This is a genomic window from Allobosea sp. GW823-FHT02B03 (assembly GCF_058797755.1).
In genome coordinates this window covers 129478-148206 of record NZ_JBXAJY010000002.1, presented here as the reverse complement: position 1 = coordinate 148206, position 18729 = coordinate 129478, and the positions used below count along the sequence as shown (strand labels likewise).

The following is an 18729-nucleotide window of genomic DNA, read 5'->3' as shown; positions in this document are numbered from 1 at the left end:
GCCATGGCCATGGACGCAACGACGCCGGCCAAGCGCCAGGCCGACATGATGGCGGCCCTGAAGGAGGCAGCCTTCGCCGGCTTGATCACGCTGGGCCTCTGCATCCCGATCATCTCCTGGGGCACCCGCCAGAACATCGAGAACCAGCTCGTCCTCGATCCGCGCTGGGACACGGTCGCCTGGGCCGTCGCGATCGTCTTCGTCGGGCGCTTCCTGATGGCGCTGCGCCAGCAGACGCGCGATCCGAACAAGCCGGCGGTCCGCCTCCTGCCGCATGGCACGATCGGCTTCTTCCAGCGTCATTCCGGGCTCTTCTCGCTGTTCGGTCTCGGCTTCCTGCTGGTCTTCCCGATCATCGCGATCACGCTCGCCGGCTGGGGCGGGGCGCTGAAATGGATCGACAATTTCGGCGTCCAGATCCTGATCTACGTGATGCTCGGCTGGGGGCTGAACATCGTCGTCGGCCTCGCCGGCCTGCTCGATCTCGGCTATGTCGCCTTCTACGCGGTCGGTGCTTATTCCTACGCGCTGCTGGCCAAGAATTTCGGCCTGTCCTTCTGGATCCTGCTGCCGCTCTCGGGGATCCTCGCCGCCTTCTGGGGGATGCTGCTCGGCTTCCCCGTCCTGCGGCTGCGCGGCGACTACCTCGCCATCGTGACGCTCGCCTTCGGCGAGATCATCCGCCTCGTCCTGGTCAACTGGACGGATTTCTCGAACGGCTATGCCGGCATCTCCGGCATTCCACGGCCGACCTTCTTCGGCATCCCGTTCACCGCTGCCGATAACGGCTTTGCCGCGGTATTCGGGCTGGAATTCACGCCGCTCTACCGGACGATCTTCCTCTATTACGTCATCCTCTGTCTGGCACTGCTTACCGCCTTCGTCAGCCTGAGGCTCCGGCGCCTGCCGGTCGGGCGGGCCTGGGAGGCGCTGCGCGAGGACGAGATCGCCTGCCGCTCGCTCGGCATCAACACCACCAACACCAAGCTGACGGCGTTCTCGCTCGGCGCGATGTTCGGCGGCTTCGCCGGCTCCTTCTTCGCGGCGCGGCAGGGCTTCATCAGCCCCGAATCCTTCGTGTTCATGGAATCGGCGATCATCCTCGCCATCGTCGTGCTCGGCGGCATGGGCTCGCTCTGGGGCTGCGCCATTGCGGCGACCGCGATGATCGGCGGCACCGAGCTTCTGCGCGAGCTCGACTTCCTGAAGCAGATCTTCGGCAATGATTTCGACCCGACCAAATACCGCATGCTGATCTTCGGTCTCGCCATGGTGGTGATCATGATCTGGAAGCCGCGCGGGCTGATCTCGACGCGCGAACCGACGGCCTTCCTCAAGGAGAAGAAGGCGATCTCGGCCGATATGGTCCAGGAAGGGCACGGCTGATGAGCGAGGCGATCACCCTGCTCAAGGTCGAGCACCTGACGATGCGCTTCGGCGGCCTGACCGCCGTCAACGACCTCTCCTTCGAGGCGCGCACCGGCGAGATCACCGCGCTGATCGGCCCCAACGGGGCCGGCAAGACCACGGTGTTCAACTGCATCACCGGCTTCTACAAGCCGACCGAGGGGCGGATGGCGCTGATCCATCCGCTGCCCGACACCGACCAGCTGATCGCCGACACGACCCAGCGCGGCGTCTCCTCGATCAACCGGGCCTCCGTCCACCTGCTCGAGCGGATGCCGGATTTCCGCATCGCCTGGGAAGCGAAGATCGCCCGCACCTTCCAGAACATCCGCCTGTTCAGCGGCATGACGGTGCTGGAGAACCTTCTGGTCGCGCAGCACAACCCGCTGATGATCGCCTCGGGCTTCACCTTCCTCGGGGTGCTCGGCATCGGCGGCTACAAGGCGCGCGAGAAGCAGGCGGTCGAGAAGGCCAAGTTCTGGCTCGAGAAGATCAACCTGATCCACCGCGCCGACGATCCCGCCGGCGATCTGCCCTATGGCGACCAGCGCCGGCTCGAGATCGCCCGCGCCATGTGCACCGACCCGGTGCTGCTCTGCCTCGACGAGCCCGCCGCCGGCCTCAACCCGCGGGAAAGCCTCGAACTCAACAACCTCCTGCTGTCGATCCGCGGCGATCTCGGCACGGCGCTGCTCCTGATCGAACACGACATGTCGGTGGTGATGGAAATCTCGGACCATGTCGTGGTGCTCGACTACGGCACCAAGATCGCCGACGGCACGCCGCAGGAAATCCAGGCGGACCCGAAGGTCATCGCCGCCTATCTCGGGGTCGACGACGAAGAGGTCGCGGCCGTGGAAGCGGAGGTCGGCCTATGAGCGAGGCACAGCCGTTGCTGCGCGTTCGCGGCGTCAAGACCTTCTACGGCAAGATCATCGCGCTGAAGGGCGTCGACATCGACGTCAACCAGGGCGAGATCGTCACGATGATCGGCGCCAACGGCGCCGGCAAGTCGACGCTGATGATGACGATCTTTGGCAATCCGCAGGCCCGAGAGGGCACCGTGACCTATGACGGGCGCGACATCACCAGGATGCCGAGCCACGAGATCGCCCGCCTCGGCATCGCCCAGTCGCCGGAAGGGCGACGGATCTTCCCGCGCATGACCGTGCTGGAGAATCTGCAGATGGGCGCCTCCGTCGCGGGGCTCCAGCATTTCGACGAAGACCTCGAGAAGATGTGCACGCTCTTCCCGCGGGTGAAGGAGCGCCTGCAGCAGCGCGGCGGCACGCTTTCGGGCGGCGAGCAGCAGATGGTGGCGATCGCGCGCGCGCTGATGGCGCGGCCGAAGCTGCTGCTGCTCGACGAGCCCTCGCTCGGCCTCGCGCCGCTGATCGTCAAGCAGATCTTCGAGGCGATCGCCGAGCTCAACCGCAGCCAGGGGCTCACCGTCTTCCTGGTCGAGCAGAACGCCTTCCATGCGCTGAAGCTCGCCCATCGCGGCTATGTCATGGTCAACGGCGTCATCACCATGAGCGGTTCCGGCAAGGAGCTTCTGGCCAATCCGCAGGTGCGCGCGGCCTATCTCGAAGGCGGGCGGCATTGAAGGCGCCGGTTTGGAGCGGCGCAGTCTGGAACGGAGTGCGATGATGCAGGGCATCCTCTACGAAGAGCCGACGATCTGGCTGTTCCTCCTCGTCACGGTAGTGATGGGGGGCTGGGCCGCTTGGATGACGGGGCGGGCGGTGGCGATCACCTGGCGGCCGTTCCTGCAACTGGTGCTCTACACGCTGGTTCTCGGCCTGGTGATCCGCTTCATCCATTTCGCCCTGTTCGAGGCGACCTTGCTGACGGTCCACTACTATCTGGTCGATACGCTGGTGCTGTTCGCATTCGGCCTCGCGGGCTGGCGCTACAACCGCACGCGGCAGATGACGACGCAGTATCGCTGGCTCTACGAGCGCACCGGCCCCTTCACCTGGAAGGCCCGGGAAAGCGCCTGAAAGGGGCAAAAACCACCACGAAAGTTCACGTCCTTGCCGCGTGACAGCATCCTGAAAAAGCGCAAGACTGCGCTTCACGGTGGCACCACGCGCCGAGACGGGCCGGCCCCTGGCCGACCCGTTCAATAGAAAGACAGGGGAGTCACGAGACATGAAGAAACTGCTCTTGGGCGGAATCGCCCTTGGCGCGGTCCTCGCCTTTTCCGGCGTTGCGAATGCGCAGATCAAGCTCGGCGTCGGCGGCCCGCTGACCGGCCCGAACGCGGCCTTCGGGGCGCAGCTGAAGAACGGCGCCGAGCAGGCGGTGGAGGACATCAACGCGGCCGGCGGCGTGCTCGGCCAGAAGATCACGATCTCGCTCGGCGACGACGTTTCCGATCCGAAACAGGGCGTCTCGGTCGCCAACAAGTTCGTCGGCGACGGCGTGAAATGGGTGCTCGGCCACTTCAACTCCGGCGTCACCATGCCGGCGTCCGAGGTCTATGCCGAGAACGGCATCCTGATGATCAGCCCTTCGGCGACCAACCCGAAGATCACCGAGCGCGGCCTCTGGAACGTCTTCCGGACCTGCGGTCGTGACGACCAGCAGGGCGGCGTCGCGGCCGAGTACATCGCCAAGACGCTGAAGGACAAGAAGATCGCGATCGTCCACGACAAGACCACCTATGGCCAGGGCCTCGCCGACGAGACCCGCAAGGGCCTGACCAAGGCCGGCGTCAAGGACGTGCTCTATGAAGGCGTCAACGCCGGCGAGAAGGACTTCTCGGCGCTGATCTCGAAGCTGAAGTCGGTCGGTGCGGACTATCTCTACTGGGGCGGCCTGCACACCGAAGGCGGCCTGATCGTCCGCCAGATGCGCGACCAGGGCCTGAAGACCGTGCTGATCTCGGGCGACGGCATCACCACCGACGAGTTCGCCACGATCGGCGGCCCCGGTGTCGAGGGCACGCTGATGACCTTCCCGCCGGACCCGCAGAAGCGTCCGGAGGCGGCTGCCGTCCTCAAGAAGTTCGAGGCCCGCAAGTTCAAGCCGGAAGCCTACACCCTGTACAGCTACGCCGCCGTGCAGATCATGGCCGAAGGTGCCAAGCGCGCGAACTCGACCGATCCCAAGAAGATCGCCGCGGCCCTGCAGGGTGGCGCGCCGGTCGACACGGTGATCGGCAAGCTCGGCTTCGACAAGAAGGGCGACATCACCCGCCCGGACTACACGATCTACACCTGGAAGAAGGGCGCCGACGGCAAGATCACCTATGTCGAGAACTGATCTCGACGGCTGATCGCCTCACGGCGTGAAGACGAGCCCGCTCCGGAGCGATCCGGGGCGGGCTTTTCTTTGCCGGGTATCGGTCGCATCTCCGTATCGTCAGCTCCGAGCTCGGTGGGAGGCTCCCCGGCATCGATTCCATGGTGAGGCCGAGGCCATGCTAGACTGGGCGAGGGCCGGTCGCTGGGTCTGTCACTGAGCATGGGCGGGCTGCCTGGTGCGACGCGTCCCGGAACGCGGAACAGGACAGGAGAGCCGAACGATGCGTGTCAGATGTATCGAACTCGTCGCTGCCGCTGGCCTGCTGGCGCTGACGGCGAATGCCGGCCGGGCCCAGACAGCCGAGATGACCTTCTTCGTGACGAGCGCCGGCTCCGGCAAGGGAGCCGATCTGGGCGGGCTCGCAGGCGCCGATGCGATCTGCCAGCGTCTCGCCCAGGCGGCGGGGGCTGGCGCCCGGACCTGGCGGGCCTATCTGTCGACGCAGGCGGCGGACGGAGCAGCGGCGGTCAATGCGCGCGACCGGATCGGCGCCGGGCCATGGCGCAACGCCAAGGGCACGGTAATCGCGAGCAGCGTCGCAGAACTGCATGGCGCCGCGGCAAGCCTAACCAAGCAGACCGCCCTCACCGAGAAAGGCGAGGTCGTCAATGGCCGTGGCGATACGCCGAACCAGCACGATATCCTGACCGGCTCGCAAGCCGACGGCACGGCCTTCGGCCCGGGCGAGGATCGGACCTGTGGCAACTACACCAGGAGCGGGAGCGAGGGGGCTGTGATGCTCGGTCACCATGACCGCTCGGGGCTCGACGACACGCCACCCTCGAAATCCTGGAACATGTCGCATCTGTCGCGAGGCGGCTGCAGCCAGGACGCGCTCAGGAGCACCGGCGGGGCCGGTCTGCTCTACTGCTTCGCCGCCAATTGAGGCGCTCCGTGGCAGGCGGCTGAGAGCGGGATGCGAGCCACCTCTCGGTGGATAGAGCCCGCGCCGGAGCGATCCGGGGCGGGTTTTTTGTGCGTCGCTGCCGCGCGGCTTGATATTTACCGGTTGCATTCCTTGCTGATTGCATCACGGTAGTTGTATTGGCCAGCTAACGAGCCGGTGCGCGCGATGACGGGCAAGAAGATCATCCTGTTCTCGGATGGCACTGGCAACAGCGCTGCGGCCTTGTTCAAGACCAACGTCTTCCGGCTCTACCAGGCGGTGGATCTGGCAAAGCCCGACCAGATCGCCTTCTACGATGACGGGGTCGGGACCTCGACCTTTCGGCCGCTGGCGATGCTGGGCGGCGCCTTCGGCCTCGGCCTGAAGCGAAATGTCATCGACCTCTACCTCCAGCTTAGCCGGACCTATGACGAGGGCGACCAGATCTATCTGTTCGGCTTCAGTCGCGGTGCCTTCACCGTGCGCATCCTGGCCGGGCTCATCCTCCGGCAGGGGCTGGTGCGGAAGAACTCCGATGCGCAGATGGAGTTCGACGCCTACGAAGCCTTTCGCGACTACCGGAAACGGTTCAAGCCACGGAGCGCGTTTTTCGGCGGCATCCTGAGCATGGCGCGCGCAGGCCGTGATCTGGCGTTGAGGGGGCTCGACAAGCTCCGAGGGGTGGAGCGCTTGCCCAGGCTCCCGCCCGCTCATCTCAGGATCGCCTTCATGGGCGTCTGGGACACGGTCTCGGCCTATGGCTTGCCGATCGATGAACTGACGCGCGCCTGGGATGTCTTCTTCCCGCTGTCGGTTCCCGATCGCGACCTGCACGAGCATGTCGAGCGGGCCTGTCACGCGCTGGCCCTCGACGATGAGCGCAACACCTTCCATCCCGTGTTGTGGAACGAGGAAAGGGGGCAGCACCAGCGCGACCCGCAGGCGCCGTCGTCCGCCCATATCGACGAGGAGCGGATCAGCCAGGTCTGGTTCACCGGCATGCACTCCAATGTCGGCGGCGGCTACCCGCTGGACGGCCTCGCCTATATCTCGCTCGAGTGGATGATGGATCAGGTCCGCCTGAACGGACCTCTCGGTTCCGGCGGCCTGCGTTTCAAGAGAGGCGAGCTGGACAAGATCAGGCGGCTCGCCGACCCCGATGCGCCGATCGCCGATTCCCGGCGAGGGCTCGGCGGCTCCTATCGGTACCAGCCGCGCAAGCTCGCCCTGCTCGCGGACGACAATTTCGGTGCGCTGGGTGCCAAGAGTATCGGCCGGAACTTCGTCAAGATCGACCGGATCAAGATCCATGAGAGCGTGCTCCGGCGGATAGGCAGCTGTGCGACCGGCTATGCGCCGATCGTGCTGCCGGGGCGCTACGCCGTGGTCGACCGCAAGGGGGCGATCAACGATCTGCCCGCCCCGGGGCACAAGCCGATCCCGATGCCCTATCCCATGGAGGACAGCGCGCAGGCGCAATGGCGCGCCCATGACCAGGAATGGGTCTGGAACCATGTCTGGCGGCGCCGGGTCTTCTACTTCTCCAGCATCATCCTGCTGCTCGCCACCGCCGCGATGCCGGTGCTGATGCCGGCGGCGGAAACCTGCATCGGGCCGGCCTGCTTCCTGCAGCCGGCGATCGACGGGGTCGGCTCGTTCCTCCCCGGTTTCCTGCAATTCTGGCTGGCGAGCTGGCGGACGCATCCGGCGAGCTTTGCCGTGCTGCTGCTGCTCTTCGGCGCCCTGCTTCTCGTCGGCGGCGTGCTTCAGACCCGGATCGGCGATGCGATGCGACCACGCTGGCGCGATCTGACCAAAGCGACGTTGAGGCCGCTTCTCGGCGGCGAAGGCGACGTCAAGGAAAGCCCGCTCTACCGGCTGCGGATGGCGAAGCCCTATCAGGCTGCTGTCAGCGTCCTGAAACGGAACATCACCCCGACACTGGCCGGATTCGCGGCGCTGTTCCTGATCGTGGCGATGCTCAGCCGGGTCGGTGTCACGATGACCTCGGCGCTGGGGGGCTATTGCGAGCCGACCAGGCCCAAGCCGGCCATCATCGAAGCGGCAGTGGCGCGCACGGATTTCCGGTCGGACTCGGTTTGCTGGGCGAGCGGGATCACGCTGGAAAAGGGGCGTCGTTACGCGATCGCCCTCCAGATCGATCATGATTGGCGCGACGGGCCGCCGCCGCAGATCGATCCGAAGGCTGCCGCAACCGATGCGGGCGCAGCAGCGAAGGACCCGTTCAAGGCCGATCTGCTCGGCTTCGAGGCCGGGCGCTTCCCCTGGTATCTGCGGCCCTTCGTCCTGTTCCGGAGGAAGCTCGACCAGTTCTGGTTCATGCCTATCGCCCGGATCGGCGCATTCGGCTGGGACGAGTATCCGCTCTATCCGAACGACTGGAGTCGACCCGGCAGGTGGCGTGACAACATGACGGCGGAGATCACCGCCAAGCGGACCGGCGAGCTCTTTCTCTTCGTCAATGACGCGATCCTGCCGCTGGGCCTCTACCAGCCCTTCTACGCCAACAACCGCGGCACGGCGAAGGTCACTGTGACGCCGTTGAAATGACGCTCAGGCTGCGCATGAAGCCGGCGAAGCGCAGCAGGCCGTCCGGCCAGGGGCCGTGGCCGGATTCGGTGTTGAGATGGCCGCTCTCGCCGGCATCGACGAATTCGGAGCCCCAGGCTTCCGCCAGCGCCTTGGCCTCCTCGGGGGTGCAGTAGCTGTCGTTGGTGCTGGCGATCAGCACCGAGCGGAAGGGCAGGGGCTTGTGCGGCAGCGGAATGAAGTCGGCCGCCATGCCGGGGATGGCGCGCTTAGCCCGCTCGGAGGCCGGGGCGACCAGGAAGGCGCCCATGACCTCATGCGGCTTCAGATGCTCGGCCGCATGTGCGACCGCGCTGACGCCGGCTGAATGAGCGACGAGGACGACCGGCTTGGTCGCGGCACGCACCGCCGCGACGATGCGGTTCGCCCAGGCGTCGCGGGCCGGCTTGTACCAGTCCTCCTGCTCGACGAGGCGGGCGCTGGAGAGCTTGGCAACCCAGCGGCTCTGCCAGTGGTCGGGCCCGGAGCCCGACCAGCCGGGGATGATGAGGATGTCGGCGTCGGAGGTTTTCATAATGGTCCCAGAATCGTGACGCCTTCTTGTCGTGCGGCCCTAACGAGAGCCTTGTCGACGGTGGCCAGCGGAAGCGTCAGGCGCAGAGCTAGTTCGAGATAGGCCGCATCATAGATGGTCAGACCGTGCTTCCATGACAACGGCACAGTTTGAGCGGCGACCTCTTGTGCGGAGGAGGCGTGAAGCGCGACCGGTACAAGAAGGATCCCGTTGAGCACCTCGTCTGCGCTCATGCGAGATAGTCCGCCGCGTCGGACTTTCCAGTGCAGGGCATTGGCGATCTCGTAGGGCAGGAGCGCCGGGGCGTTGCCGCCACCCAGCAGGTAGGGCTTGATGGCGTCGACCGCACCGGCAAGCGCTTCGTCGGGCGAGAACGAAGCGATCAAGATCGACGCATCGATGACGGCCATCAGCGGCGGCCCATGTCCCGCATCGCGATGATCTCATCGGCGGAAAAGCTCACGCCTTGCTCGCGCAGCTTCTCGCGGATGCGCGTGATCTCGGCGAGAATTTCGGCTGCCTTGGCCTCGCGCGCCTTGCGCTCGGCCGCCGTGTCGCGCTGGCCCTCAGGCACCATGCGAGCCACCATTTTGCCATGGCGGGTGATCACGACCTCCTCGCCGCGCTCGACTCGGTCGAGGAGTTCGGAGAGCTTGGTCTTGGCCTCGAAGGCGCCGACGGTGATCATGACCGCAATTTAAACTGGTCAACCAGTCGGTTCAAGCGTGGCCGGAAGCGAGGGGCGCCGACGAGGCGCCCCTGCGGGCTCAGGCCTCGCCGAACACCCGGCGGAAGATCGTGTCGACGTGCTTGAAGTGGTAGCCCTCGTCGAACATCGCCTTGAGTTCCGCCACCGACAGCTTCGCGGTGACGTCCTTGTCGGCCTTGAGGTTCGTCAGGAAGTCCTCGCCATGCTCCCAGGTGCGCATCGCATTGCGCTGGACCAGGCTGTAGCTTTCCTCGCGGCTGGCGCCGGCCTGGGTCAGCGCGAGCAGGACACGCTGCGAGTTGTGCAGGCCGCCGAGCCGGTCGAGGTTCTTCCTCATGTTCTGCGGGTAGATCAGCAGCTTGTCGACGACGCCGGTCAGGCGGGCGAGTGCGAAGTCGAGCGTCACCGTGGCGTCGGGGCCGATCATGCGCTCGACCGAGGAGTGCGAGATGTCGCGCTCGTGCCAGAGGGCGACGTTTTCCAGCGCAGGCGTCACCATGCCGCGCACCAGCCGGGCGAGGCCGGTCAGGTTCTCGGTCAGGACGGGGTTGCGCTTGTGCGGCATCGCCGAGGAGCCCTTCTGGCCCGGCGAGAAGTATTCCTCCGCCTCGTAGACCTCGGTGCGCTGGAGATGGCGGATCTCGGTCGCCAGGCGCTCGACGCAGGAAGCGACGACGCCGAGCGTGGCGAAGAACATGGCGTGGCGGTCGCGCGGGATCACCTGGGTCGAGACCGGCTCGACGGTCAGCCCCATCTTGGCCGCGACATGCTCCTCCACCTGCGGGTCGATGTTGGCGAAGGTGCCGACGGCACCGGAGATGGCGCAGGTCGCGATCTCGGCCTTCGCGGCGACGAGGCGGGCGCGGCAGCGGTCGAACTCGGCATAGGCCTGGGCGAGCTTCAGCCCGAAGGTGACCGGCTCGGCGTGGATGCCGTGCGAGCGGCCGATGGTCGGGGTCAGCTTGTGCTCGAAGGCGCGGCGCTTGATGGCGGCGAGCAGCGCGTCGACGTCGGCGATCAGGATGTCGGCGGCGCGGGCGAGCTGCACGGCAAGGGTGGTGTCGAGCACGTCCGAAGAGGTCATGCCCTGGTGGACGAAGCGGGCTTCGGGGCCGACGATCTCGGCGAGATGGGTCAGGAAGGCGATGACGTCGTGCTTGGTGACGCGCTCGATCTCGTCGATGCGGGCGACGTCGAAGACCGCGTCCCTGGCCTTGGCCCAGATCGTCGCCGCGGCTTCCTTGGGAACGACGCCGAGCTCAGCGAGTTTATCGGTGGCGTGGGCCTCGATCTCGAACCAGATGCGGAAGCGCGCCTGCGGCTCCCAGATCGCGACCATTTCGGGGCGGGAATAGCGGGGGATCATCGGCGGGCTCGCAACTCAAGAGGATTTCCTTTCGCGCTCGCTAGCACGTGCGGGCCGCAGACGGAAATGCCGACGGCCGCTGCTGACAGCTTCGGACCTTCGCCTTGCCTAGCGTCCGCGCCGGCTGGGCGGGGCGCTCTTCCCCCGAGAGCGCCGACAGACCCAAAGGAGGAAAACGCGATGTCCTATGTCGATGGTTTCGTTGCGGCCGTGCCGGCCGCCAATCGCGACGCCTATGCCGAGCATGCCCGAAAGGCCGCGCCGCTGTTCAAGGAATATGGCGCGACGAAGGTCGCCGAATACTGGGGCGACGATGTCCCGCGCGGCAAGCAGACCGACTTCTTCCGCGCCGTCGAGGCGAAGGAGGACGAGGTCGTCGTCTTCTCCTGGGTGGAATGGCCGAGCAAGGCGGCGCGCGATGCGGGCTGGGAAAAGATCATGGCCGATCCGCGCATGCAGCCCGGCGCGAACCCGATGCCCTTCGACGGCAAGCGCCTGATCTATGGCGGTTTCGCGCAGATCGAGCTTTGAACGTTCGACGCTTGGTAGGCTGACCGGAGCACAACGGCCTCATCCTGAGGAGGCCGCATCAGCGGCCGTCTCGATGGATGGTCGAGTTGGTTCTGGAGCCTCCTGAAGCATCCTTCGAGACGCCGTTCCCCCTTGGGAATGGCTCCTCAAGGTGAGGGTGCCGAAGAAATCTAGACCCAGTCGCCGCGCGCGGCTTCAGCCGCCTTGCGGATCGCCGCGATGTTGCCAGCGTAGGCCGAGGGGCCGCCCTTGAACACGGCCGAGCCGGCGACCAGCACATTGGCGCCGGCCTTCGCCGCGAGTGGCGCGGTTTCGGGCGTCGCACCGCCGTCGATCTCGAGCGCGATCGGCCGCTCGCCGATCAGGGCGCGCACGCGGGCGATCTTGTCGACCACCGAATGGATGAAGCTCTGGCCGCCGAAGCCGGGATTCACTGTCATCAAGAGGATGAGGTCGAGGTCGTCGAGCAGCGGCTCGATGGCGCTCGCCGGCGTGCCGGGATTGAGCACGATGCCGGCCTGCTTGCCCTGCGCCTTGATCGCCTGGATCGTGCGGTGCGGGTGCGGGCCGGCCTCGACATGGAAGGAGATCAGATCGGCGCCGGCCTTGGCGAAGGCCTCGACGTAAGGGTCGACCGGGGCGATCATCAGGTGGACGTCGAAGAATTTCTTGGTGTGCGGGCGGATCGCCTTCAGCACGTCGGGGCCGAAGGTGATGTTGGGCACGAAATGCCCGTCCATCACGTCGCAATGGATCCAGTCCGCGCCGGCTTCGTCGATGGCGCGGACTTCCTCGCCGAGCTTGGAGAAGTCGGCAGAGAGGATGGATGGGGCGATGCGGATCGTGCTCATGCGGCGGCGTTTAGCCTGTTTCCGAGGATCGCGAAACCACGTCGATGTCATCCCGGACAAGCCGCGTCAGCGGCGCCGATCCGGGATTCCTTCCGGAGCCTGTCCGAATGAGGTTCCGGAATGGGTCCCGGCTCGGCGCTTCGGTCCGCGGGACGACAGCGCCTTTGCTGTGAGGCGTAGACGCCGGTGGCTTCCGGCCCTACGCCCGCTTCAGCGGGAACGACAGGCGCCGGTCGGCTTCGGCGATCTCGACTGCGGCCTGGGCGAAGGCAGGCCGCAGCTTCAGCCGCTCGAACCAGCGCGACAAGCCATCGAATGGCGCGAGCGAAGGGCCGCCGAGGCGAAGCGAGAACAGCACGCTCATGAACAGGGCGATGTCGGCGACGGAGACGGCGTCGCCGAAGAATTCGCGGCCGGCGAGCCGGTCCTCGAGCACGGCATAGTGCTTCTCCAGCGCCTGCTCGGCGATCAGCGCGTCAGCCTCCTGCGCAAGGCGCTTGATCTGGTCGGTGTTCGGCGGGCTGGTGCGGTGCATCAGCGGCTTCAACGCCTGCAGCATGATCTCGTCGGCATAGAGCTCGTCGAGCCGGCAGCGGGCGCGGGCTCCGGGGCAGAGTGGAAAGAGCGGCGGCTCAGGGTAGGCGTCTTCGAGATATTCGAGGATGATGGTGGAATCGTAGAGCACGATGCCGTCATCGTTCAGGACCGGGACCTGCTGCTTCGGGTTGATGGCGACGACTTCGGGATGCTTGGGGTCGTAGCCCGTCGTCTGGTTGAACGGCACCATGATCCGCTCGAAGGGCAGCGCCTTCTCGCGCAATGCGATTTCGATCTTGCGCGAAAACAGGCTCAGCGGCCCCGAATAGAGGGTGATCATGGTCGTCGCTCCAATCTTTCTTGGAGCGACTTTCTCATTACTTCCGGTCAGGCGGAGTCAGCAGGGGTCTCGCGCCGCCTGATCCGCGCTGCGATGCCGCGCAGCAGCCAGGGCAGCAGATAGATCGGGAACTGGGCAAGGGCGAAGAAGAGATAGGTCGTCGGCGGCACGCCGGCGCCGAGCGCGGCGACGAGCAGGCCCATGTTCCGCTGCCCGGTGCCGTAGCCGATCATGAAGCGTTCCGAGCGCGGGAAGCGGCGCAGGGCGAGCCAGGCGCTGGCGAGCCCGATCGCCGAGATCAGGAAGGCGACGCCGAGGAAGAGCGCGACCTGGCCCGGCCGCTCGATCGCCGCCCTGGTCACGCCGTCCATCGCGGCGATGGCGAAGATGAAATACATCAGCACGCCGAAGCCATCGAGATTGGGCTTGAGCTCGCGGATGCGCGCGGCCCCGAGCCAGCGCCTGATGGCGGCGGCGACCACGATACCGCCGCCGATGAACAGGACGAGCCGCAAGGTCAGTGCCAGCCGGTCGAGCGGGACGGCGGCGCCGGCCAGAAAATCGACCAGGAGCGGCGCGATCAGCGGGCTGACGATGGTCGTAAGGATGACGCCGGCGATGATCAGCGACGGCTCGAAGCCGTAGAGAATCGCGACGGCCGGGGAAGACATGATCGGCGGAGCCGCCCCCATGATCGCGATGCCGAGCAGGAGACCGGGATCGAGCGCCTCGCGGCCGAGCAGGGCGAGGGCGCCGGCGATCAGCAAGGCAGGGACGAAGAGCAGCCAGAGGCAGGTTGCGACGAGCTTCGCCGGCCGCCGCACCAGCCCGGCGATCACCCCGAAATCCGCCCGCATGAAGACGACGGTGGTGAAGCAGAAGATCGTGACCGGCAGGAGCGGCCGGGCGGCCGCGGAGAACTGCGGCAGGGCCAGGCCGAGGAAGATCGACAATGCGAAGCCTTGCGTGCCGTAGCGGCCGAGCAGGGCGAGGGCGGAGGCGAGATAAGCGAGCATTGACGGCCGGAGCAGCAGGGCGGGGCGCCACACTGGCCGATCCCCGTGCCGGCGTCATCTCGCGGCGGCGCATCGCCGCGATGCGTCTGGCAGGAAATTGCGGGATATTTGGTTCTTTCTTCGCAAGGATGAATCAGAATCGAGAATTGGCGCAAAAATTACGAAACTTAGGCTGCATCTGCGCAAAATTACGCATCCGTGCTGACAGCGCCGAAGCGGGCGCTATTGTTGGCGGCTGGGAAGGGCTGGCGGAGTTGGCGCGATGCGCACGGATACTATCGTTCTCGGGGCGGGAATCGTCGGGATTGCGGTCGCGCTGCATCTGCAAAAGGCGGGCCGTTCGGTGCTGCTGGTCGATCGCGGCCAGCCTGGCGGCGAGACCAGCTATGGCAATGCCGGCCTGATCCAGCGCGAGGGGGTCTACCCCTATGGCTTCCCGCATGATTTCGGGGCGCTGATCCGCTATGCGATGAACAACACCATCGACGCGCACTACCACTGGAACGCGATCCCCAAGCTCGCGCCCTTCCTGTGGTCGTACTGGATGCATTCGCGGGCTTCGCAGCACGAGGCGATCGCGCATAAGTATGCGACGCTGATCGAGCATTGCGTCAGCGAGCACGATGCGCTGGCGCAGGAAGCCGGCGCGACCGAGCTCCTGCGGCGCAAGGGCTGGATGAAGGTCTTCCGCACTGTGCGCGAGCAGGAGGCCCGGCTGGCGGAGGCGGCGCGCTGGAAGCGCGATTACGGCCTGAACCACCGTGCCCTCGATGCCGCCGCGCTGCGTGCCGAGGAGCCGCATCTCGACCAGAGCCTGATCGGCGGCCTGCAATGGACCGACCCGGTGACGGTGATCGACCCGCTCGGCCTCTCCAAGGCCTATGTCGCGCTGTTCGAGAAGCTCGGCGGCCAGTTCGCGCAGGGCGATGCCGGCACGCTCAGCCAGAATGGCGAGCTCTGGAGCGTCGCGCTGGCCGATGGCGGCAAGGCCGAAGCGCGAGACGCGGTGGTGGCGCTCGGCCCCTGGGCCGACGTGCTGACCAACAGGCTCGGCTATCGTCTGCCGCTGGCGGTGAAGCGCGGCTACCACATGCACTACAAGCCGCTCGGCAACGCCGTGCTCAACCATCCCGTGCTCGATACCGAGCGCGGCTATTTCCTGGCGCCGATGCGCCAGGGGGTCAGACTGACCACCGGCGCCGAATTCGCCAATCGCGATGCGCCGAAGACGCCGGTGCAGCTCGCCCGGGCCGAGCCGATCGCCAAGACGCTGTTCCCGCTCGGCGAACGGCTCGATGCCGAGCCCTGGATGGGCTGCCGGCCCTGTACGCCGGATATGATGCCGATCATCGGACCGGCGCCGAAGCACCGGAACCTCTGGTTCTCCTTCGGCCACGCTCATCACGGCCTGACGCTCGCCGCCGTCACCGGCCGTATGATCGCCGAGATGGTGACCGGCCAGAAGGTCTTCGTCGACCCGACGCCCTTCGCGGCGGCGCGGTTCGGGTAGTTCTCCCGGATGCTCCGGCGACCTCATCCTGAGGAGCGGGCCGCAGGTCCGCGTCTCGCAGGATGAGGGCTTCGCGTTCGCCGTTCAGCCTCGCGCGATTTCCGTGGCGCGCCGCCTGCGCAGCAGGAGCAGCACGAAGAGCGTCGCGGTGACATACATGACCAGGCTGTAGATGCCCGGCACGACCGCGACGGTCGGGTTCTTCAGCACGTTGAGCGCGATGTAGATCGCCAGGGCGGCGTTGTGGATGCCGATCTCCATCGAGATCGCCACGGCCTGGCTGCGCGGCAGGCGCAGGGCGAGCGGCGCCAGATAGCCCGAGAACATGCTGAGCAGGTTGAAGGCGAGGCAGGCGCCACCGACGGCGACGATGCTCGGCAGCAGTGCCTTGCGCTCCATGTAGATCGCGATCGCGATCAGGCCGGCGAGGACCAGCACCGAGAACAGCTTGATCGGCTTTTCAGCGCGCAGGGCGAAGCTCTCCGCCCGGGCGCGGACCAGCATACCGAGCGCCACCGGGATCAGGATGATGGCGCCGACCTCGATGACCTTGCGATGCGGCGGCGGCACGTATTGTCCCGAGCCGAGGAAGAAATCGAGCGAAAGGTCGAGGACGATCGGCAACGTCACCAGGCAGAGCAGGCTGTTGACGGCGGTCAGGGTGATGTTGAGGGCGACGTCGCCGCGGGCGAGGTGGCTGTAGATGTTGGCGGTCGCCCCGCCCGGCGCGGCGGCGAGCAGCATCAGCCCGACCGCGTGGTCGGGCGAGAGGTTGAGCGCGATCGCGATCACGAGCGCGCCGAGCGGCAGGATGAGGACCTGCAGCGCGAGGCCGGAGCCGACTGCTAGGGGATAGCGCGCGACCCGGCGGAAGTCGTCGAGGGTCAGGCTTAATCCAAGGCCGAACATGATGATGCCGATGGCGAGCGGCAAAAGCAGATCGGTCAGGATCGATGCCTGCATAATACGTTCCCCCCTGTCGGCGTTACCGCCTTGAGGTCAGACTACTATGCAATATCGACGGCACGCTACTGATCAATTGTTCCGTTCGGGTCAAATTACACGGAAAAGTGGCGCGCGATGCAGGCCGGGGTTCTTACGAAATCCTTAATTCTTGTCCGCGAGCTGGAAACCATGGGCGAGCGGGTCGCGATCATCGATGAAGATGGTGTTGTAGCCGGTCATCCTCGCCCAGCCCTCGATCGAGGGAATGATCGCATCGTGCGGGCCGACCTTGGCCGCCGCCTCGACCCGGCCGCGGAACAGCGTGCCGATGATGCTCTCATGAACGAAGTCGTCGCCGACCTTGAGCTTGCCCTGTGCGGCCCATTGCGCCATGCGCGACGAGGTTCCGGTGCCGCAGGGCGAGCGGTCGAGTGCCTTGTCGCCATAGAAGACGGCGTTGCGGGCATGGGCGTCCGGCTTGGTCGGCGCGCCCGTCCAGAGGATGTGGCTGAGGCCGTTGATCGCCGGGTTCTCGGGATGGACGAACTGGTATTTGGCGTTGAGGGCGGCGCGCAGCTTCGGGCTCCAGCGCAACAGGTCGGACGGGTTGACCTCGGCGATGTCGCGGATCGCCTCCTGCGGGTCGACGATCGCATAGAAATTGCCGCCATAAGCGACGTCGACCATGACCTCGCCGAGTCCCTCGATCTCCGCGCTCAGCCCGGTCGCGTGCAGATAGGAGGCGATGTTGGTGATGCGGACGCTGTCGACATACGGGCCGTTCTGGACATAGGTCGCGGTGACGAGCCCGGCAGGCGTATCGATCTTCAGCACGCCCGGCGTCTTCGGCGTCACCAGCCCGCGTTCCAGCGCCATGGTGACGGTGCCGATCGTGCCATGGCCGCACATCGGCAGGCAGCCCGAGGTCTCGATGAACAGGAAGGCGATGTCGGCGTCGGGGCGCGTCGGCGGATAGAGGATCGCGCCGGACATCATGTCGTGGCCGCGCGGCTCGAACATCAGGCCGGTGCGGATCCAGTCGAACTCGGCGAGGAAATGGGCGCGCTTCTCGACCATGTTGGCGCCTTCCAGCCGCGGGCCGCCGCCGGCGACGAGCCGCACCGGATTGCCGCAGGTATGGCCGTCGACGCAGAAGAAGGTGTGGGTCGCCATGGCTGATCCTCAGAACGAAACACAGGCCGGCCGCAGGATGGTGCCGACCGATTGCTGGTGGAAGCGGGATTTGTAGGCTTCGGCGATGGCGGCTAGTCGGGTCCGGCCTTCCGGTTCGTCCTTCAGCACGATGAGCAGGAGCTTGCTCGGCTCGCGGATCAGCCTGCCGCTGGAGTCGCGATACTGGCCGCTCGCGTCGAGGACGGTCAGCCCGTCCGGAAAACGCGGCGTCACCTCCTCGCCGATAAAGCGGCGGAAGGCGGCTTCGCTGACGCCGAGACGCTCGCCGATCTTGCGGCCGAACAGCAATTCGGCGGTGAGCATCGCCTCCTGACCGGGGCCGCAGGCGAGAGGCGGCAGGGTGGTGCAGCTCGCCAGAAGGCCTGCAAGGGCGCCGAGAAAGCCGAGTCGGATCATGGCTTTGCATCGTCCGGCTGAGGATGTGATTCAGTCGGCTCAGAATCCGATTCAACCAGCGCCTGACAACGTTCGGCCAGGATCGCGGCCGCCTCGCCCGGCGAGAGAGTGCCGACATCGAGCTCGATCAGCGGCACGCCTTGCGCTCGCAGCAGACGGTGATCGGCGCGTAGCGAAGCCAGGATCGCAGGATCGGTCAGCTTGCGCTTTTCCGCTCGCCCGGCGGCGACGAGGCGCTGCGCATTGATCTGCGGCGCACAGTCGAGCACGACCGCGACGAGACGGGCGCCGCGTCTTTGCGCCAGTTCGCGGTACTCGTCGAAGAGCGCGCTGTCGAAGGCGTCGTCGGAGATCGCGTCGGTCAGGATCAGCACGCCCGGCTGCATCCGCGCGACATGGTCGAAGATCGCGGCGCGCAGGGCCTTGCGGAGCGAGCGGTTGAGCGGGTCTCGGCGCTCGAACAGCGCCTCGGCCGGGTTGATGATGGTGTGGTTGTCGAGCAGGCGGGCTTGCATCAGCCCGGCGAGCTCGCGCGCGATGGTGAGCTTGCCGACGCCCGGCCAGCCATTGATGTGGATGATCAGGCCGCCGTCCGCCATCGTCGT

Annotated in this window: 20 protein-coding genes; 9 read left to right on the top strand and 11 right to left on the bottom strand. The window is 66.4% G+C overall.

Annotated elements, in window-relative coordinates; genetic code table 11:
• Nucleotides 1-3: 3 nt before the first annotated feature.
• The 7 genes from livM to AC1REK_RS05490 all read left to right on the top strand — a co-directional run bounded on the left by livM (nucleotide 4) and on the right by AC1REK_RS05490 (nucleotide 8176).
• Nucleotides 4-1386, top strand: a complete 1383-nt coding sequence (gene livM, locus AC1REK_RS05520; protein ID WP_316017058.1) for a high-affinity branched-chain amino acid ABC transporter permease LivM — start codon at nucleotides 4-6, stop codon at nucleotides 1384-1386.
• Nucleotides 1386-2285 (top strand): ABC transporter ATP-binding protein, encoded by a 900-nt coding sequence (locus AC1REK_RS05515; protein ID WP_327522926.1) that lies wholly within the window; start codon nucleotides 1386-1388, stop codon nucleotides 2283-2285. Before livM ends, AC1REK_RS05515 begins: the two co-directional genes overlap by 1 nt.
• Nucleotides 2282-3013, top strand: a complete 732-nt coding sequence (locus tag AC1REK_RS05510) for an ABC transporter ATP-binding protein (protein ID WP_492270395.1) — start codon at nucleotides 2282-2284, stop codon at nucleotides 3011-3013. The genes AC1REK_RS05515 and AC1REK_RS05510 overlap by 4 nt, the downstream gene beginning before the upstream one ends.
• 43 nt (nucleotides 3014-3056) lie before the next feature.
• The gene (locus tag AC1REK_RS05505; protein ID WP_492270500.1) at nucleotides 3057-3410 is read left to right on the top strand and encodes a DUF6867 family protein; all 354 of its coding nucleotides are present in this window, start codon (nucleotides 3057-3059) and stop codon (nucleotides 3408-3410) included.
• A 151-nt stretch (nucleotides 3411-3561) separates the two neighbouring features.
• Complete coding sequence (locus tag AC1REK_RS05500) at nucleotides 3562-4677, top strand: branched-chain amino acid ABC transporter substrate-binding protein (protein ID WP_316017056.1); 1116 nt, start codon at nucleotides 3562-3564, stop codon at nucleotides 4675-4677.
• A 262-nt stretch (nucleotides 4678-4939) separates the two neighbouring features.
• Nucleotides 4940-5605 carry a hypothetical protein gene (locus AC1REK_RS05495; RefSeq protein WP_316017055.1) on the top strand — a complete coding sequence of 222 codons (666 nt, stop codon included), beginning with the start codon at nucleotides 4940-4942 and terminating at the stop codon, nucleotides 5603-5605.
• 186 nt (nucleotides 5606-5791) lie between these two features.
• A complete protein-coding gene (locus AC1REK_RS05490; protein ID WP_492270396.1) occupies nucleotides 5792-8176 on the top strand; it encodes a T6SS phospholipase effector Tle1-like catalytic domain-containing protein in 2385 nt (794 codons plus the stop codon).
• Here the strand turns inward: AC1REK_RS05490 and AC1REK_RS05485 are convergent.
• From AC1REK_RS05485 to purB, 4 genes are all read right to left on the bottom strand, one after another.
• Nucleotides 8154-8729 carry an RBBP9/YdeN family alpha/beta hydrolase gene (locus tag AC1REK_RS05485; RefSeq protein ID WP_066467138.1) on the bottom strand — a complete coding sequence of 192 codons (576 nt, stop codon included), beginning with the start codon at nucleotides 8727-8729 and terminating at the stop codon, nucleotides 8154-8156. The two genes, AC1REK_RS05490 and AC1REK_RS05485, sit on opposite strands and share 23 nt — an antisense overlap.
• A complete protein-coding gene (locus AC1REK_RS05480) occupies nucleotides 8726-9139 on the bottom strand; it encodes a type II toxin-antitoxin system VapC family toxin (RefSeq protein ID WP_492270397.1) in 414 nt (137 codons plus the stop codon). Before AC1REK_RS05480 ends, AC1REK_RS05485 begins: the two co-directional genes overlap by 4 nt.
• Nucleotides 9139-9417 (bottom strand): type II toxin-antitoxin system Phd/YefM family antitoxin, encoded by a 279-nt coding sequence (locus AC1REK_RS05475; RefSeq protein ID WP_492270398.1) that lies wholly within the window; start codon nucleotides 9415-9417, stop codon nucleotides 9139-9141. Before AC1REK_RS05475 ends, AC1REK_RS05480 begins: the two co-directional genes overlap by 1 nt.
• A gap of 79 nt (nucleotides 9418-9496) precedes the next feature.
• Nucleotides 9497-10804: an adenylosuccinate lyase gene (gene purB, locus AC1REK_RS05470; protein ID WP_492270399.1), complete on the bottom strand. Its 1308-nt coding sequence runs from the start codon at nucleotides 10802-10804 to the stop codon at nucleotides 9497-9499.
• A gap of 180 nt (nucleotides 10805-10984) precedes the next feature.
• Here purB and AC1REK_RS05465 point away from each other — a divergent pair, with 180 nt between their 5' ends.
• Nucleotides 10985-11335 (top strand): DUF1428 domain-containing protein, encoded by a 351-nt coding sequence (locus AC1REK_RS05465; protein ID WP_316017051.1) that lies wholly within the window; start codon nucleotides 10985-10987, stop codon nucleotides 11333-11335.
• A 170-nt stretch (nucleotides 11336-11505) separates the two neighbouring features.
• On the opposite strand, the gene rpe is transcribed toward AC1REK_RS05465, so the two are convergent.
• The 3 genes from rpe to AC1REK_RS05450 form a co-directional block, all read right to left on the bottom strand.
• Nucleotides 11506-12186: a ribulose-phosphate 3-epimerase gene (rpe, locus tag AC1REK_RS05460; protein WP_492270400.1), complete on the bottom strand. Its 681-nt coding sequence runs from the start codon at nucleotides 12184-12186 to the stop codon at nucleotides 11506-11508.
• Between the two features lie 199 nt (nucleotides 12187-12385).
• On the bottom strand, nucleotides 12386-13063 hold the full coding sequence (locus tag AC1REK_RS05455) for a glutathione S-transferase family protein (RefSeq protein WP_492270401.1): 678 nt from the start codon (nucleotides 13061-13063) through the stop codon (nucleotides 12386-12388).
• 47 nt (nucleotides 13064-13110) lie between these two features.
• A complete protein-coding gene (locus AC1REK_RS05450; RefSeq protein WP_316017048.1) occupies nucleotides 13111-14112 on the bottom strand; it encodes a hypothetical protein in 1002 nt (333 codons plus the stop codon).
• 229 nt (nucleotides 14113-14341) lie between these two features.
• Between AC1REK_RS05450 and AC1REK_RS05445 the strand changes: the two genes are divergently transcribed.
• Entirely contained in the window at nucleotides 14342-15589 is a 1248-nt protein-coding gene (locus AC1REK_RS05445; protein ID WP_492270402.1) for an NAD(P)/FAD-dependent oxidoreductase, read from the top strand.
• Nucleotides 15590-15673: 84 nt separating this feature from the next.
• Here the strand turns inward: AC1REK_RS05445 and AC1REK_RS05440 are convergent, their stop codons facing one another.
• The 4 genes from AC1REK_RS05440 to AC1REK_RS05425 form a co-directional block, all read right to left on the bottom strand.
• A complete protein-coding gene (locus tag AC1REK_RS05440; RefSeq protein WP_492270403.1) occupies nucleotides 15674-16552 on the bottom strand; it encodes a bile acid:sodium symporter family protein in 879 nt (292 codons plus the stop codon).
• Nucleotides 16553-16696: 144 nt separating this feature from the next.
• On the bottom strand, nucleotides 16697-17707 hold the full coding sequence (locus AC1REK_RS05435) for a 4-hydroxyproline epimerase (protein ID WP_492270404.1): 1011 nt from the start codon (nucleotides 17705-17707) through the stop codon (nucleotides 16697-16699).
• A gap of 9 nt (nucleotides 17708-17716) precedes the next feature.
• Nucleotides 17717-18124, bottom strand: a complete 408-nt coding sequence (locus AC1REK_RS05430; protein WP_492270405.1) for a DUF3574 domain-containing protein — start codon at nucleotides 18122-18124, stop codon at nucleotides 17717-17719.
• Complete coding sequence (locus AC1REK_RS05425) at nucleotides 18121-18723, bottom strand: AAA family ATPase (protein WP_492270406.1); 603 nt, start codon at nucleotides 18721-18723, stop codon at nucleotides 18121-18123. Before AC1REK_RS05425 ends, AC1REK_RS05430 begins: the two co-directional genes overlap by 4 nt.
• Nucleotides 18724-18729 lie beyond the last annotated feature (6 nt).